This is a genomic window from Mycobacterium sp. 360MFTsu5.1 (assembly GCF_000383495.1).
GTDB classification, from domain to species: Bacteria; Actinomycetota; Actinomycetes; order Mycobacteriales; family Mycobacteriaceae; genus Mycobacterium; species Mycobacterium mucogenicum_B.
Genome location: NZ_KB911466.1, coordinates 220,952 through 234,091, shown reverse-complemented (window position 1 = coordinate 234,091; position 13,140 = coordinate 220,952). Strand labels below are relative to the sequence as shown.

Annotated in this window: 13 protein-coding genes and 1 pseudogene; 8 read left to right on the top strand and 6 right to left on the bottom strand. The window is 68.3% G+C overall.

Going from position 1 to position 13,140, the window contains the following annotated elements; translation table 11 throughout:
* Positions 1-33: 33 nt before the first annotated feature.
* Both H289_RS0113380 and H289_RS33670 read left to right on the top strand, forming a co-directional pair.
* A pseudogene (locus H289_RS0113380) lies at positions 34-999 on the top strand (pirin family protein); the annotation flags it as partial.
* A gap of 18 nt (positions 1,000-1,017) precedes the next feature.
* Entirely contained in the window at positions 1,018-1,347 is a 330-nt protein-coding gene (locus H289_RS33670; protein ID WP_231388019.1) for a GNAT family N-acetyltransferase, read from the top strand.
* Between the two features lie 11 nt (positions 1,348-1,358).
* Here H289_RS33670 and usfY read toward each other — a convergent pair whose 3' ends face one another.
* The 5 genes from usfY to H289_RS0113355 all read right to left on the bottom strand — a co-directional run bounded on the left by usfY (position 1,359) and on the right by H289_RS0113355 (position 5,343).
* Entirely contained in the window at positions 1,359-1,664 is a 306-nt protein-coding gene (gene usfY, locus H289_RS0113375) for a protein UsfY (protein WP_020101308.1), read from the bottom strand.
* Positions 1,665-1,763: 99 nt separating this feature from the next.
* Entirely contained in the window at positions 1,764-3,080 is a 1,317-nt protein-coding gene (locus H289_RS0113370) for a L,D-transpeptidase (protein ID WP_020101307.1), read from the bottom strand.
* 355 nt (positions 3,081-3,435) lie between these two features.
* On the bottom strand, positions 3,436-4,485 hold the full coding sequence (locus H289_RS30475; RefSeq protein WP_020101306.1) for a hypothetical protein: 1,050 nt from the start codon (positions 4,483-4,485) through the stop codon (positions 3,436-3,438).
* A gap of 120 nt (positions 4,486-4,605) precedes the next feature.
* Positions 4,606-5,076 carry a cyanase gene (gene cynS / locus H289_RS0113360; protein WP_020101305.1) on the bottom strand — a complete coding sequence of 157 codons (471 nt, stop codon included), beginning with the start codon at positions 5,074-5,076 and terminating at the stop codon, positions 4,606-4,608.
* A gap of 39 nt (positions 5,077-5,115) precedes the next feature.
* Positions 5,116-5,343, bottom strand: coding sequence for a hypothetical protein (locus tag H289_RS0113355; protein ID WP_225433721.1), 228 nt, complete (start codon positions 5,341-5,343; stop codon positions 5,116-5,118).
* Between the two features lie 104 nt (positions 5,344-5,447).
* Here H289_RS0113355 and cynR point away from each other — a divergent pair, with 104 nt between their 5' ends.
* The 6 genes from cynR to H289_RS31835 all read left to right on the top strand — a co-directional run bounded on the left by cynR (position 5,448) and on the right by H289_RS31835 (position 11,947).
* The gene (gene cynR / locus H289_RS0113350; RefSeq protein WP_020101303.1) at positions 5,448-6,356 is read left to right on the top strand and encodes a transcriptional regulator CynR; all 909 of its coding nucleotides are present in this window, start codon (positions 5,448-5,450) and stop codon (positions 6,354-6,356) included.
* Between the two features lie 160 nt (positions 6,357-6,516).
* Positions 6,517-6,957, top strand: coding sequence for an NAD(+)--rifampin ADP-ribosyltransferase (arr, locus tag H289_RS0113345; protein WP_502685702.1), 441 nt, complete (start codon positions 6,517-6,519; stop codon positions 6,955-6,957).
* A 68-nt stretch (positions 6,958-7,025) separates the two neighbouring features.
* Positions 7,026-7,346: an ArsR/SmtB family transcription factor gene (locus H289_RS0113340; RefSeq protein WP_020101301.1), complete on the top strand. Its 321-nt coding sequence runs from the start codon at positions 7,026-7,028 to the stop codon at positions 7,344-7,346.
* The gene (locus tag H289_RS0113335) at positions 7,343-7,822 is read left to right on the top strand and encodes an SRPBCC family protein (RefSeq protein ID WP_020101300.1); all 480 of its coding nucleotides are present in this window, start codon (positions 7,343-7,345) and stop codon (positions 7,820-7,822) included. Before H289_RS0113340 ends, H289_RS0113335 begins: the two co-directional genes overlap by 4 nt.
* Before the next feature lie 2 nt (positions 7,823-7,824).
* A complete protein-coding gene (locus tag H289_RS0113330; protein ID WP_029105188.1) occupies positions 7,825-8,451 on the top strand; it encodes a maleylpyruvate isomerase family mycothiol-dependent enzyme in 627 nt (208 codons plus the stop codon).
* Between the two features lie 112 nt (positions 8,452-8,563).
* Positions 8,564-11,947 (top strand): SMP-30/gluconolactonase/LRE family protein, encoded by a 3,384-nt coding sequence (locus H289_RS31835; protein WP_155944128.1) that lies wholly within the window; start codon positions 8,564-8,566, stop codon positions 11,945-11,947.
* On the opposite strand, the gene H289_RS0113315 is transcribed toward H289_RS31835, so the two are convergent.
* The gene (locus tag H289_RS0113315) at positions 11,944-13,137 is read right to left on the bottom strand and encodes a permease (RefSeq protein ID WP_020101296.1); all 1,194 of its coding nucleotides are present in this window, start codon (positions 13,135-13,137) and stop codon (positions 11,944-11,946) included. The genes H289_RS31835 and H289_RS0113315 overlap by 4 nt on opposite strands.
* Positions 13,138-13,140: the final 3 nt, after the last annotated feature.

Below are 13,140 nucleotides of genomic sequence, written 5' to 3'. Positions count from 1 at the left end.
CGCGACGATGGTACGCAGCCGGGAAGGCGAATCGTGAGCAATCTTGAGGCAGACCCCGTCGAATACGACTGTGCCGCCGGGCCTCCCAACCGCATCGAGATTCTGGAGCCGCGTGAGGTGCCGCTGGGCGGCCCGCGCGCGATGATGGTCCGTCGCACGTTGCCGCAGCGCGACCGCTCGCTGGTCGGCGCGTGGTGTTTCGCCGACCATTACGGTCCGGAAGACGTGCGCGTCAAGGCCGGGATGGACGTTCCCCCGCACCCGCACACGGGGCTGCAGACGGTCAGCTGGTTGTTCAGCGGCGAGATCGAGCACCGCGATTCGCATGGCGTTCACGAGATGGTGCGGCCCGGTGAGCTCAACCTGATGACGGCCGGCGCCGGCATCTGCCACTCCGAGGTCTCCACGCCGGCGACTACGATCCTGCACGGTGTCCAGCTGTGGGTCGCGCTGCCCGACGCCGCCCGCCATGGTCCCCGCAATTTCGACCACTATGCGCCGCAGCCGGTTTCGTTCGGCGGCGCCACGGTGTCGGTGTTCCTGGGCGCGCTGGCCGGGCAGCAGTCGCCGGTCCACACGCACACACCACTGCTCGGTGCGCAGGTCGATCTGCCGGCCGGCGCCACCGTCGAGTTCGACGTCGACCCCACCTTCGAGCACGCCGTGCTGCTCGATCAGGGCGCGCTGACCGTCGCCGGTACGCCGGTGCAGCCGTACGAAATGGCGTATCAGGGCGTCGGATCCACGCGGTTGACCCTCGTCAACACCGGTGGCGAGCCGGCGCGCGCCGTCATCCTCGGGGGTACGCCCTTCACCGAAGAACTGCTGATGTGGTGGAACTTCGTCGGGCGCACGCACGAAGAGATCGTCGAATACCGCAATCAGTGGCAGGCCGAGTCGGAACAGTTCGGCGAAGTCCTCGGTTATCAGGGTGAGCCGGCGCGGTTGCCCGCTCCCCCGCTACCGACCACCCGCCTGGTCCCGCGGAAACCACCCACTGGAGGAAAGGCCCGAGTGATGCTCACCGACAAGAACGGCGAACCTGTCGAGGTGACCCAGGAAGCCGACCGTTTCAGCATCGCGGTCGACGGAAAACCCGTGGGGCTCACCGCTTTCATCGAGCACGGCGAGCAGCGGGTTTACTACCACACCGAGATCGATCCGGCGTTCGGCGGACGCGGACTGGCCAGCGTCCTGATCGCGCAGGCGTTGGCGACCACGCGGCAGCAGGGCAAGCGCATCGTGGCGATCTGCCCGATGGTCAAGGCGTACGTCGAGAAGCATCACGACTTCGACGACATCCTCGACCCGCGGACGCCGGAGATTCTGCGGCTGCTGCCGCGTTAGACCCCGGGCGGTCAGCCTGCGTGCAGGCGCCGTTCGGGATGGTCGGCCAGCCACCGCTCCTCGACTCGCTTGACCCGCAGGTGCTCGAACGTGATGATCAGCGCTCCCGCGGTGACCAGCGCGCCGGCGATGAGGCCGAGCGGTAGCTCGAGCCCCGTGTGACCGAACGCGGTTGCGAAGACGAAGCCGGCGATGGTGACGATGCCGAGTGCGATCAGGCCCAGGCCAGGCAGCCACAACGTGTCGATGAAGGATTCACCGGCATGCGGCTGAGTGGTTCGGGAATGATCCACCGGATCATGGTGCGCGCCCTTCATTCGCATCTCCCTCCTTGCCGAAGATGCCTTCAGGCTACGCCCGAAACGGGGCCATTGTGAGATAGTTCACACTTGGCCGCGACCCTCTTCGCGAGGTTGCTAGCGCGGCGGCAGCGGCGCGGCGACAGGCGCGGCGGGCACGGGCGGCGGCGGCAGGGCGGAGCCGCGGACCCACTGGTCCCACGGCATGCTCCAGTCGCCGTTCTGGCTCAGCTTCTGCGGCTCACCGCCGGTGTACTTGATCTCGACGACGTCGCCGGGCACCGAGAAGTCGTAGAACCACTTGGCGTTCTCGCTGTTGAGGTTCAGGCATCCGTGCGAAGTGTTCTGTTTGCCCTGCGCCCAGATGGTGGAGTTCAGCTGGTGCAGGTAGATGCCGTCATGGCTGATCCGGGTCGCCCACGGGATTGTCTCCTTGTAGCCGAGGCGGCTACTGGTCGGCAATCCGAACGTCGACGAGTCCATGATCACCGGGTTGGCCTTGTCCATCACGGTGTAGATACCGGGCGGGGTCCAGAACGAGATGACGGTGTTGCCGATCGTCTCGGTGCCGCCCATGCCCATCGAGGTCGGCATGGTGCGCACCAGCTGGCCGTTGTCGAAGACGCTGACCTGGTGGGTGTGGTCGTCGGCGACGGAGACGTGGGCATTGCCGATCCGGAACGAGACCCGCTCGTCCTGCTGGCCGTAGGTGCCCTCGCCCAGCCGGACGCCGTAGATCTTGGCCGCGACGGTGACCGTCGTGTTCGGCGCGTAGTACTTCTCCGGACGCCAGTGGGCGTTGGCGTCGTCGACCCAGTGCCACGAGCCGGGAACCGGCGGGTTGGTGGTGACGACGAGGTTGCGCTCCGCGGCGGCCTTGTCCTCGATCTTCTCGTCGAAGTGCGCGGTGACCACGACGCCGATGCCGTAGGTCCCGCCTTCCTGCAGCTGCGCACCGGAGACGGTGTTGAGGTACACCGCGGTCTGGTAGGAGGGGCTGAGCGTGGTGAAGCTCGACGTCTGCCGCGACGGCATACCCGAGGGGCCGCGCGCCTCGATGGTCATCGTGTACTTGCGGCCGTAGCCCAGCTGCTCGGCGGGCGTCCAGGTCTTGGCGTCGGGTGAGAGCGTCCCGGGAATCTCTTTTCCGGCGCCGTTGACCATCGACACGGCCGTGATGGTGCCGCTCGCGGCGGTGACGCTCACGGGCGCCGCGGGGCTGACGTCCTTGGCCCCGCCGGCCGGCGAGACGCGCACGACGGCGGGCTCGGGGGCGGCGGGCTGCGACACGGACAGGTCGCGCGATGCGGCGACCACCTTGCAACCTTCCTGGCAGCGCGACGTCGACGACACCACGGTCCCACCGAGCACGGCAAGGACGGCCAGCGCAGCGGCCAGCCAGGCGCCACGGACACGGCGGGATGAGGTCAACACAGCTCCAAAGTTCGGCGTCGGCCAGGGATTGTCGGGTGGGGGTGTACTCGAGGTACTGCATCAGAGTAAGCGTTCGGCCGGGCTCTTTGCACGTCGGATGGAGCTCGTCTCGATTTCACCACAGCGCCACTTCGGCGTGTCGGCTGGCAAACGTTCGTCGATGTGTGATAGGCGCCTATTTGCGGCAATTTCACCGCCATCGGGCGGCGCCACGCTGACCAGGCGATTCATCCAAAGATGTTGACTGTCAACGGGTTTGGGTAACACCGCTGCCCTCACGGCCGAATACATTCCAGCGCAAAGCAATTCACGACGCAACGTGGGCGCTGCGCCGTGAACGGTGACGGACTGCGGCCTACTGAGCCGCGAATCGATTGAGGGTGCCGCCATGCATCGCGCGCCCGGCACGGGCCTGCCGGAAGCCGATGAGCCCACCGGCGCCGGTCAGCACCAACAGGCCGGTGAAACCCGGAACTGCGACGGCGGCGACCTCACCCAGGCCGGCCGCACGGAGGTCGTCGGAGTACCCGGCCCGGTACGGCGCCGCCGCGACGATGGCGTTGTCGGCCGCGAAGACCCGGTCAGCCGGTTCGGGCCCGCGCACCGGCAGCTGCCCGCTGCCGCCGGAGTGGCCGGCGAAACGTGAATCCGTCTGCGCCCCACTGGATGCCGGGGGCTGGACGCGGCCCCCGAACTCCCGGCCGACGGACGCGACCCGCGGCACGCCGGTCGTCGGCGTGACGGCCGACGACAACTCGGCCGCCGCGGAGGCCCACCCCTGGACCACCGGCAGTGCTTGCGCGACAGCAAACCCGGGCAACGCGGCCACGGTCCGGATCGGCTCACCCAATGCTGCGGGCAGCGGCCCCGTCAGTGCCGTCACCGGCGCCAGTGGCGCATCGGCCACGACGAGGGCGGTCTGGCCGGCCGCGGCACTCACCGCGGCCAACGGGACGGAGACCGACTGGACCGACGGCACCGCGGCGGGACTTTCGGCAATGCTCACGGGTTCGCTGGCAGGTGCGCTCTGCGTTGTGCTCAGCGCACCCGAGGGCAGGCCGGCCGACGTGCTCGAGGACGACGTCGCAGACGAGATGTTGGAGCCGTTGCGGCCGTCGCCGAACTTCGGCGTCAGTTGCTGGCCCGGAGACGGCGTGACACCGAAGCCGCTGAGCGCGCCGGTTCCGACGGTGGTCGCGGCGGTCGTCAGCCCACCGAACGCCTTGCCCAGATCTCCGACGGAGGGCAGGCCCGGGCGCGACGTACCCGAACTGGCCCCACCTGTATCACCAGAAACACTCGGAGAAAGCGGCATATCGATCGGTGCAGCGCCCGCCACGCCGGCGCCGATAACCGGTGCGGCGACCAACCAGGTCACCGCCGCCATGCGCAGGTGCGTCGCCACGCTGCATCCATCCTCTCGAAGCCGGCCGTCAGCGGCCTGGGTTCAGTTTGCCACGAGAATTTGCAATTGCGAAAATTATTGCGGCATCAACCACCATATTAGGGCAGTCGGCGCCAGAAATCAGAACGGCACAGTTGGCAGGTACTTACCGTCCAGTGTGATGACCGCGCGTTCGCCACCATCGGGATCAGCAACCTTCTTCACATCCAGGCGGAAGTTGATGGCGGAGATGATGCCGTCGCCGAACTGCTCGTGGACCAGCGCCTTGAGCGTGGTGCCGTAGACCTGCAGCATCTCGTAGAACCGGTAGATGGTCGGGTCGGTGGGCACGCCACCGGGGACGGAGCCACGGGTCGGGATGGTCTGCAGCAACCGCACCGCGGCATCGTCCAGACCCAGCAGGTCACCGACGGCCTCGGCCGACTTCTCCGGAAGCGCGTGCTGACCGAGGACGGCGGCCGTCGTGAAGGCCACGGACAGGCCGGCGGCGTCGGCGATCTGCTGCCAGGACAGGTCCTTGCGGGTCTTGGCTTCGACGGCCTCGGCGGCGAGGAGCTGACGGGCGGTCGGGTCGAACTGTGCGTGGATCACGGATTTCCTTTCGGTGGCGGGTGATGTGTCGAACGGGCGTCAGTGCTGTGCCCAGGTGCCGTACGGCACCATCGGATTGGTGCCGAACGGGACGTAGGGGTTGGCACCGCCGATGAAGGTGTCCTGCGCGTATACGGGGACCGGGCCGGGCAGTGCCACCGTCCCGCCGTTGTCGGCCGATGCCGGGGCGGCCAGTCCGATCGCGAGCGCGGCGAATGCGCCGACGGCCAACCCGGTTGTCATGGCGCCGAGGCTGTTCTTCTTCATGATGGTGTTTCCTTTCTTGCTGCATTCACCATGTACGAACAGCACGTATAACGTCCAATAGCTAGTTTTCACCGTTCCCATAGACAGCATCTATTGTTGGCGTCATGGCTGGACTCGAGCTCCGTCACCTGCGATATCTCCTCGCCGTCGCCGAACACGGCAACTTTTCCCGCGCCGCCGAGGAGCTATATGTGTCGCAACCCACGCTCTCCCAGCAGATCAAACAGCTGGAAACGACGCTCGGCGTGCAGCTGCTCGACCGCAGCGGGCGGACAGTGCGGCTCACCGATGCCGGCGCCGCGTTCGCCGCGCGCGCCCGCAGCGCGCTCCGCGAACTGGCCGCCGCCGAGCGTGCCATCGAGGACGTCCAAGACCTCTCCCGCGGGCACTTGCGGCTGGGCATCACCCCGACGTTCATCACGTACCTGATCGGCCCGCTGACCGCCGAGCTGTACGCCCGCCATCCCGGGGTCAGCCTGACCGTGGTCGAGATGTCGCAGGACAACATCGAAGCGGGTCTTCTCGCCGACGATCTCGACGTCGGCATCGCGTTCATGGGGGCTCCCGTGCCCGGCATCGAGTTCGCCGCGCTGTTCACCGAACACCTCGGGCTCGTGACCAGCGGCCCGCGGGCCGCCAGCCTGCCGGGCGCCTTGCCGGTCCGCGCGCTGGACGACGTCCAGCTGGCGCTGCTCAGCAGCGACTTCCTGACCCGGACGCACATCGACACCTATTTCGCGGCACACCATGTGGACCCGCGGATCATGATCGAAGCCAACTCGGTCCAGGCCCTCACCGAGATCGTGCAGCGCACGCCGCTCGCGACGGTCCTGCCGGATGCCGTCACCCACGACCACCCGCACCTGACGCCGGTGCCGCTGGACCCGCCCATTCCGACCCGGACCGTCGCCATCCTGCGCCGCGACGGCGGCTACCACAGCGCGGCCGCCGCCGCGTTCGTCCGGCTCACGCACGAACTCGTCGCGGATCGCGGCTATGCACCGCCTGGGTGATTGTCAGGAGAAAGCCGTGTCGCGCAACGCAATTCACGTGCCGACCGGACCGGGGAACATCAGGTGAACGTTCCTCCCACTCTCAATTTATGGCACACCCCGGGGCTTGCCGCAAGGCCCCGGTGGTGCCGCACAATCGTCCGGCCAGACGGTACGACGAATGGGGGAAGTCATGACGAACACGCCGAAGCCTTTCGAACTGCACGAGTCGGGCGCGCTGCTGCACGGCACCAGAGCCGATCTCGCGATCGGGGATCTGCTGGTACCGGGACGTGCGTCGAACTACGAAGAGGGCCGGGTCTCGAACCACGTCTACGTCACGCGGACGCTGGACGCCGCGGCATGGGGAGCCGAACTCGCGGCCGGTGATGGCCGGTGCCGCATCTACTTCGTCGAGCCGCTCGGTGAACTGGAGGACGACCCCAACGTGACGGACAAGAAGCTGCCGGGCAACCCGACCCACTCCTTCCGAACCCGGGAGCCGGTCCGCGTCGTCGGCGAGCTCACCGACTGGGTCGGGCATTCACCCGAGCAGCTCCAGGCGATGCGCGACGGCCTGGCCGACCTGCAACGCCGGGGCCTCGCCGTCATCTACGACTGACGGTCAACGCCAGCCGAAGCCGTTGCAACCCTTTTCAATCGACATCCGTAAGTCTAAACTTACCGTTAGTGACTACTTACGAAACAGCCGATCCATGGGGTGCGCTCGCCGACCGCACCCGGCGGACGATCTTCAAACGATTGGCCGCCGGACCGCGTGCGGTCGGCGAGCTGGCCGACGGACTGCCGGTCAGCCGCCCGGCCGTATCCCAGCACCTCAAGGTGCTGCGCTGCGCGGGACTGGTGACCGACCGCCAGGTCGGCACCCGGCGCATCTACCAGGTCGACCCCCGTGGCCTCGAGGCCCTGCGGGCCGAGTTGGACATCTTCTGGGACACGACACTGACGGCGTTCAAGCAACTCACCGACGAAGAAGGGAAAGGTCCATGACGACCGAGGTGGCACCGATCCGCAAGAGCGTCGTCGTGGCGGCACCGATCGACAGGGCGTTCGCATTGTTCGTCGGCCGCTTCGACGCCATCAAGCCCCGCGACCACAACCTGCTGGCGGTCCCGATCGCCGAGACGGTGTTCGAAGCACATGTGGGCGGCCACATCTACGACGTGGGAACGGACGGCAGCACGTGCCGGTGGGCACGCGTGCTGGCCTACGAGCCGCCGAGCCGCGTGGTGTTCTCGTGGGACATCGGGCCGACATGGCAGGTCGAATCGGACCCCGGCAAGACCAGCGAGGTCGAAGTGCGGTTCACCGCCGAAGCCGACGGGCGGACGCGCGTCGATCTGGAGCACCGGCATCTGGAACGCCACGGCGCCGGCTGGCGGTCGGTGGCAGACGGGGTCGACGGCGAGGCCGGCTGGCCGCTGTACCTGAATCGGTACCACGACATCGTCGCCGCGGAGGCGTGACCATGTCGTCGCAGCGTTCCATGATGGACCTCGCGTACGAGGAGCGTCGCGACCTCGCCGCCTATCTGCGGACACTATCCGACGCCGATTGGCAGGCTTTCACGTTGTGCACCGAATGGTCGGTGAAAGACGTTGTCGCACATGTCGTGAGCTACGAAGAGCTCAGCGTCGTGGGCCTGCTGCGGCGCTTCGCCCGCGGGTGGATCGTGCGCGCCAACGAGGTCGGTGTGCGGGACTTCGCGGCCTACACGCCCGCGCAATTGATGGACTTCCTCGAGGCCCACCTACGTCCGCAGGGACTCACGTCCGGATTCGGCGGGATGATCGGGCTGGTGGACGGGACCGTCCATCACCAGGACATCCGCCGGGCGCTCGGCCATCCGCGCACCATCCCGGCCGAGCGCCTCGAACGCATCTTGCCCGCGATCCCGGGCAATCCGCGGCTCGGCGCAGGCCGGCGGATCCGGGGGCTGCGGCTGCGGGCCACCGATGTCGACTGGCAGCACGGCGCGGGACCCGAGGTGCTCGGCACGGGCGAGGCATTGCTGATGGCGATGACCGGGCGCCCGGCAGCCGTCGATGAACTGGGCGGCCCGGGTCAGCCCATTCTCGCGGCGAGATTGCGGTAACCGCACACCGCGGAAAAATCAGCCGTTCGTACTGCAGACAACCGGCCTCACATGCGGTATTCCCATTAGAGGGACATATGTCCCTCATTCGGGCCGCGCGAGAGGACCGACCATGAACAACGCCACGTACGTCGGACGGGTCGGGGGGTTGGCAGTGGCACTCGGGGTCGGTTTCGCGATCGCGAGCACACCGGGCACGGCGTGGGCCGACGATGCCGCGAATCCGGGAGCCACCTCAGCGCCGGCACAGAACGCCGCGCCGGAGACGGCCGGCACCACGAAACCCGGTGCGAAGGCAGGCAAGAACAAGCGCCCGCCGGGCAAGGCGAGCAGCGAGAAGCAGCGCGCCACCAAACCCGCACCGACGGCGGCGGACAGTCCCGCGAAGACACAGACGACCGCGAAGACCGTCACCGGATCGACGAAGAAGCCCACACCGCGCGCCCTCAAGGCCGACGTGGAAACGACGTCGGCTCCGGCACCGCGAGCGGTGGCCGCAACGGCCGTCGCGACATCGGCCGTGACGCCGTCGGTCACGGCCACCCCGACGGGGACGAGCGGCGCGGTCAGTGTCATGTCGGCGGCGACGCTCGACTCGTCGGCGAGCGGTGGACCCGTCGCCCCGGGATTCGCGCCGGTGGCCGCCGTGCTGGCGGCCTGGGGCACCCGCACCCGGATCGAGGCCCCGACGAAACCCGCCGCGGTCACCTCGACGAGTCAGCCCGTGGCCGCCACGGCCGCGCAGCCCGTGGTCGCGACCGCCGCGACCGCCGCGCAGCCGGTCCCGACGGCCGCGACGACGAACGTCCCGGCACCCTGGCTGAACTATTCGAAGTCGATTTCGGTGGGCACCAATCCCGGTGCGGAGGTGGTGGGCGGCGACGGCCGGCTGTACGTCGCCAACACCGGCAGCAACACGGTGTCGGTCATCAACACCACCACGGGGAAACGGATCGACGCCAACCCGAGCTGGTTCTCGCAGGACATCTCGGTGGGTACCGCGCCGACCGCGCTGGCGCTGAGCCCCGACGGCACCCGGTTGTACGTCGCGAACAGCGGCAGCGGGACGGTGTCGGTCATCAACACCGTCGGATACAAGCGGATCGACGCCGACCCGAGCACGTCGTCGAAGGACATCACGGTGGGTACCGCGCCCAGCGCGCTGACGGTCGGCGGCGACGGCCGCCTCTATGTCGCCAACAAGGGCAGCGGCACGGTGTCCGTCGTCGACCCCACCACCTACAACGTCACCGACACCATCGGCGTCGGCAGCCAACCCACGGCGCTCGCGGTCGGCACCGGCAAGGTGTACGTCGCCAACCAGGGCAGCAACACCGTCTCGGTCATCGACACCAGCACCCTCGGCGTCACCGGCATCGCGCTCGGCACCGCACCCACCGCACTGGCCCTTGGCACCGGCGGCAAGCTCTATGTGGCGAGCCAGAACGGCACGCTGTCCACCATCGACACCGCCACCGACACCGTGCTGCCCGGCGCGATCGCCGTGGGACCCGCCCCCAGCTCGGTGGCCGTCAGCGCCGACGGCAGCATCGCCTACGTCGCCAACGGCAACGACACCGTCTCCGTGATCAACACCGCCACCTCGGCCGTCGTCAGCACCGTCCGGTTCGACACCGATGCCGCCGGCGGTCACGCCGTCGCCGTCGTCCCGAGCGGCGCCGTCTACGTCACCGACGCGACCGACCGCACCGTGCGCGTGCTCGTGCAGCCGTCGCTGATCGCCACGTCGGTGACGAAGATCGGGAGCGTCGGCGTCTCGGGTGTCGGCTCGACCCTGTTGAGCAATGACGGCACCCGCGCGCTGGTGGTCACCGGCCCCTCGCCCATCTCGACGACCAGCACCACCCGCGTCGCGGTGATCGACACCGCGACCGGCAAGCAGGTCGGCAGCACGGTGTCCATCGCCGGCAAGCCCGTCGTACCGACATTCAGCGCCGACGGCACGCGGGCCGTCATCACCGCGGCGGGCACCACGGCCACGCAGCTGGCGGTCATCGACCTCGCGACCGGCAAGCAGACCGGCACGACCCTCACCCTCCCGGGCGCGGTCGGCGTGCAGCTGCTGGCCGCCGACGGCAGCCGGGCCCTGACCACCACCTATGGCTCGGGAACCACCCAGGTCGCGGTGATCGACACGCTCACCGGCGCCCAGACTGGCACCACGGTCTCCGTCACCGGCAACAGCCTGGAGGCACCCGTCCTGACCGCCGATCGCACTCGCGCCCTGATCACCACCAGCCGCCCGATCTGGGAGACCCCGGACACCACGCGGGTGGCCGTGCTCGACACCACCACGGGCACGCAACTCGGCACCACCGTCGAGATCGCCGGCAACGAGCTGGCCCCACCGGTCCTCAACGCCGACGGCACCCGCGCCGCGATCACCAACCAGATCGGGGATTTCGCGTCGGGCTACACCACGCAGGCGACGGTGATCGACGTCGCGACCGGCGCGCAGGTCGGCACCACGCAGGGCCTCCAAGGTGAGGGCATCTCGTACGGCGCACCGGTGTTCAACGCCGCGGGCAACCGCGTCGTCTTCCTGGCCCGCACCGAGGGTCCGGTCAACACGTTCACCACCCGGCTGGCCGTGCTCGACGCCGCTACCGGTGCGCCCGTCGGCACCGGTCTCGTCATCGACGGCGACGGGGCCCGCGAGCTCAGCGCCGACCGGACCCGCATGGTGCTCACCGCGACGTCGACCGACCCGGTCACCCAGGTGACGACCACCGAGCTCGCGACCGTCGACCTCGCCACCGGCAACCAGATCGGCGACGTGACGCTGCCCGGCACCTGGCACTCGCTGCTGATGACGCCCGATGGCGGTCGCGCCGTGACCATCGCCGGTGACAACGCCGGGACACACGTCGCCGTGATCAACACCCTCACCGGCGCCCAGACCGGCACCACCCTCAACCTCGCGGGCGAGGAATTCGGCTCGCGCCTCATCAGCGTCGACGGCAGCCGGGCGCTGATCACCACGTCCGTCTACAACGGGGCCACGAGCGTCAACAGCGAGCGGTTGACGGTGCTCGACACGACGACCGGTGCTCAGATCGGCAACACCGTGACGCTCATCGGTTTCCTCAACGGCGGGGTGCAGTACAGCGCCGACACGGGGCATGCGGTGGCGATGACCATCAGCAGCAATTTCAACACCACCGGCGTACCCACCTCGCAGGTGGCGGTGATCGATACGACCACCGGCTTCCAGCTGGGCAGCACCCTCACGCTCAAGCCCGACAACGGCTACCTCGTCCTCAGTGGCGGCGGCACCCGTGCCGTCGTCAGCACCGGGAGCCAGCTCGTGGTCATCAACACCGCCAACGGCGCACAGGTGGGCAGCGCACTCACCGGGGTGGGCAGCAATCCGCTGTTGACGGCCGACGGCAGCCGCGCGCTGACCACCGGGATCTCCTACAACATCTGGACCCGCACGTACACGACGACGGCCCGCGTGCTGAAGATCGTCTAGTGGTGGTCGTGGCCGGCGTGGTGCTCGTGGCTGCCCTCGTGTCCGGTGTCGGGTGAGCCGCCCATCATGCGCAGCATCGGGATGCCGCCGGTGCGGACGAAGCGGAACACCAGCCCCGCGGCCAGCAGCAGGAAGACGATGTTGAGCCACGTCGTGTAGTTCCATGAGATGCCGCTCTCCATCACCATGGCGTTGCGCTGCGTGGGGATGAGACCCGTTGCGCCGAAGAGCAATTCGACGAGGTAGCCCGCCGCGACCATCGAGACGTAGAAGGTGGCCAGCAGCGTCAGCATCATCCGGGTGCCGTAGTACTTCCGGTAGATGTTGAGGATCGGCAGGATCAGCAGGTCGGCGAAGATGAATGCGACGACGCCGCCGAAGCTGATGCCGCCGTTCCACAGCACCGCCGCCAGGGGCACGTTCCCGATGGAGCAGACGAACGACACGATCGCCACGACCGGCCCGACGATCGGCCCCCAGATCGCCGCCCACGTCGGGTCGTCGGCGAGGAAGAAGTTCTCCCAGAAAGCATTTGGCACCCACGCGGCGATGGCGCCGGCGATGAGCAGACCGATGATCAGGTCACGCAGGATTGCCGCCCACTCCATGACGAAAACGTGCGAGACAGACGTGAAGCCGGGTCCCGAGAGCAGGCGCTTGGCGAACGAACCCTCGCCCTGCACCGACATGTCCATGGCGGCATGGCCTTCCATCGAGCCCGCGATGCCCCGGTCCGCCTGCACGCGAGCCTCGTCGATGAGGCGGCTGCGGACGAACAACCGGAACAGCACCGCCAGGACGACGATCATGATCGGGCCGCCGACGAATTCCGCGGCCGTGAACTGCCAGCCCATCAGCAGGGCCAGGATGATGCCGAGTTCGACGACGAGGTTGGTGGAGCCGATCTCGAAGGCCATGGCGGCGGTGAAGTTGGCGCCTTTGCGAAACAGCGAGCGCGCCAAGGCCACTGCCGCGTACGAACACGACGACGATGCCGCGCCCAGCCCCGCGGCCACCGCGAGGGTCTTCGGCTTGTCGTCGCCGAGGAGGCGGACGATCGTCGATTTCCGGACGACGGCCTGCACCACCGCCGACAGCGCGAACCCGAGGATCAGCGCCCAGAGAATTTCCCACGTCATCGAACCGGCCAGGGCCAGTGCGTGACCGATCGCAGCGATCGCGGCGTCCATCAG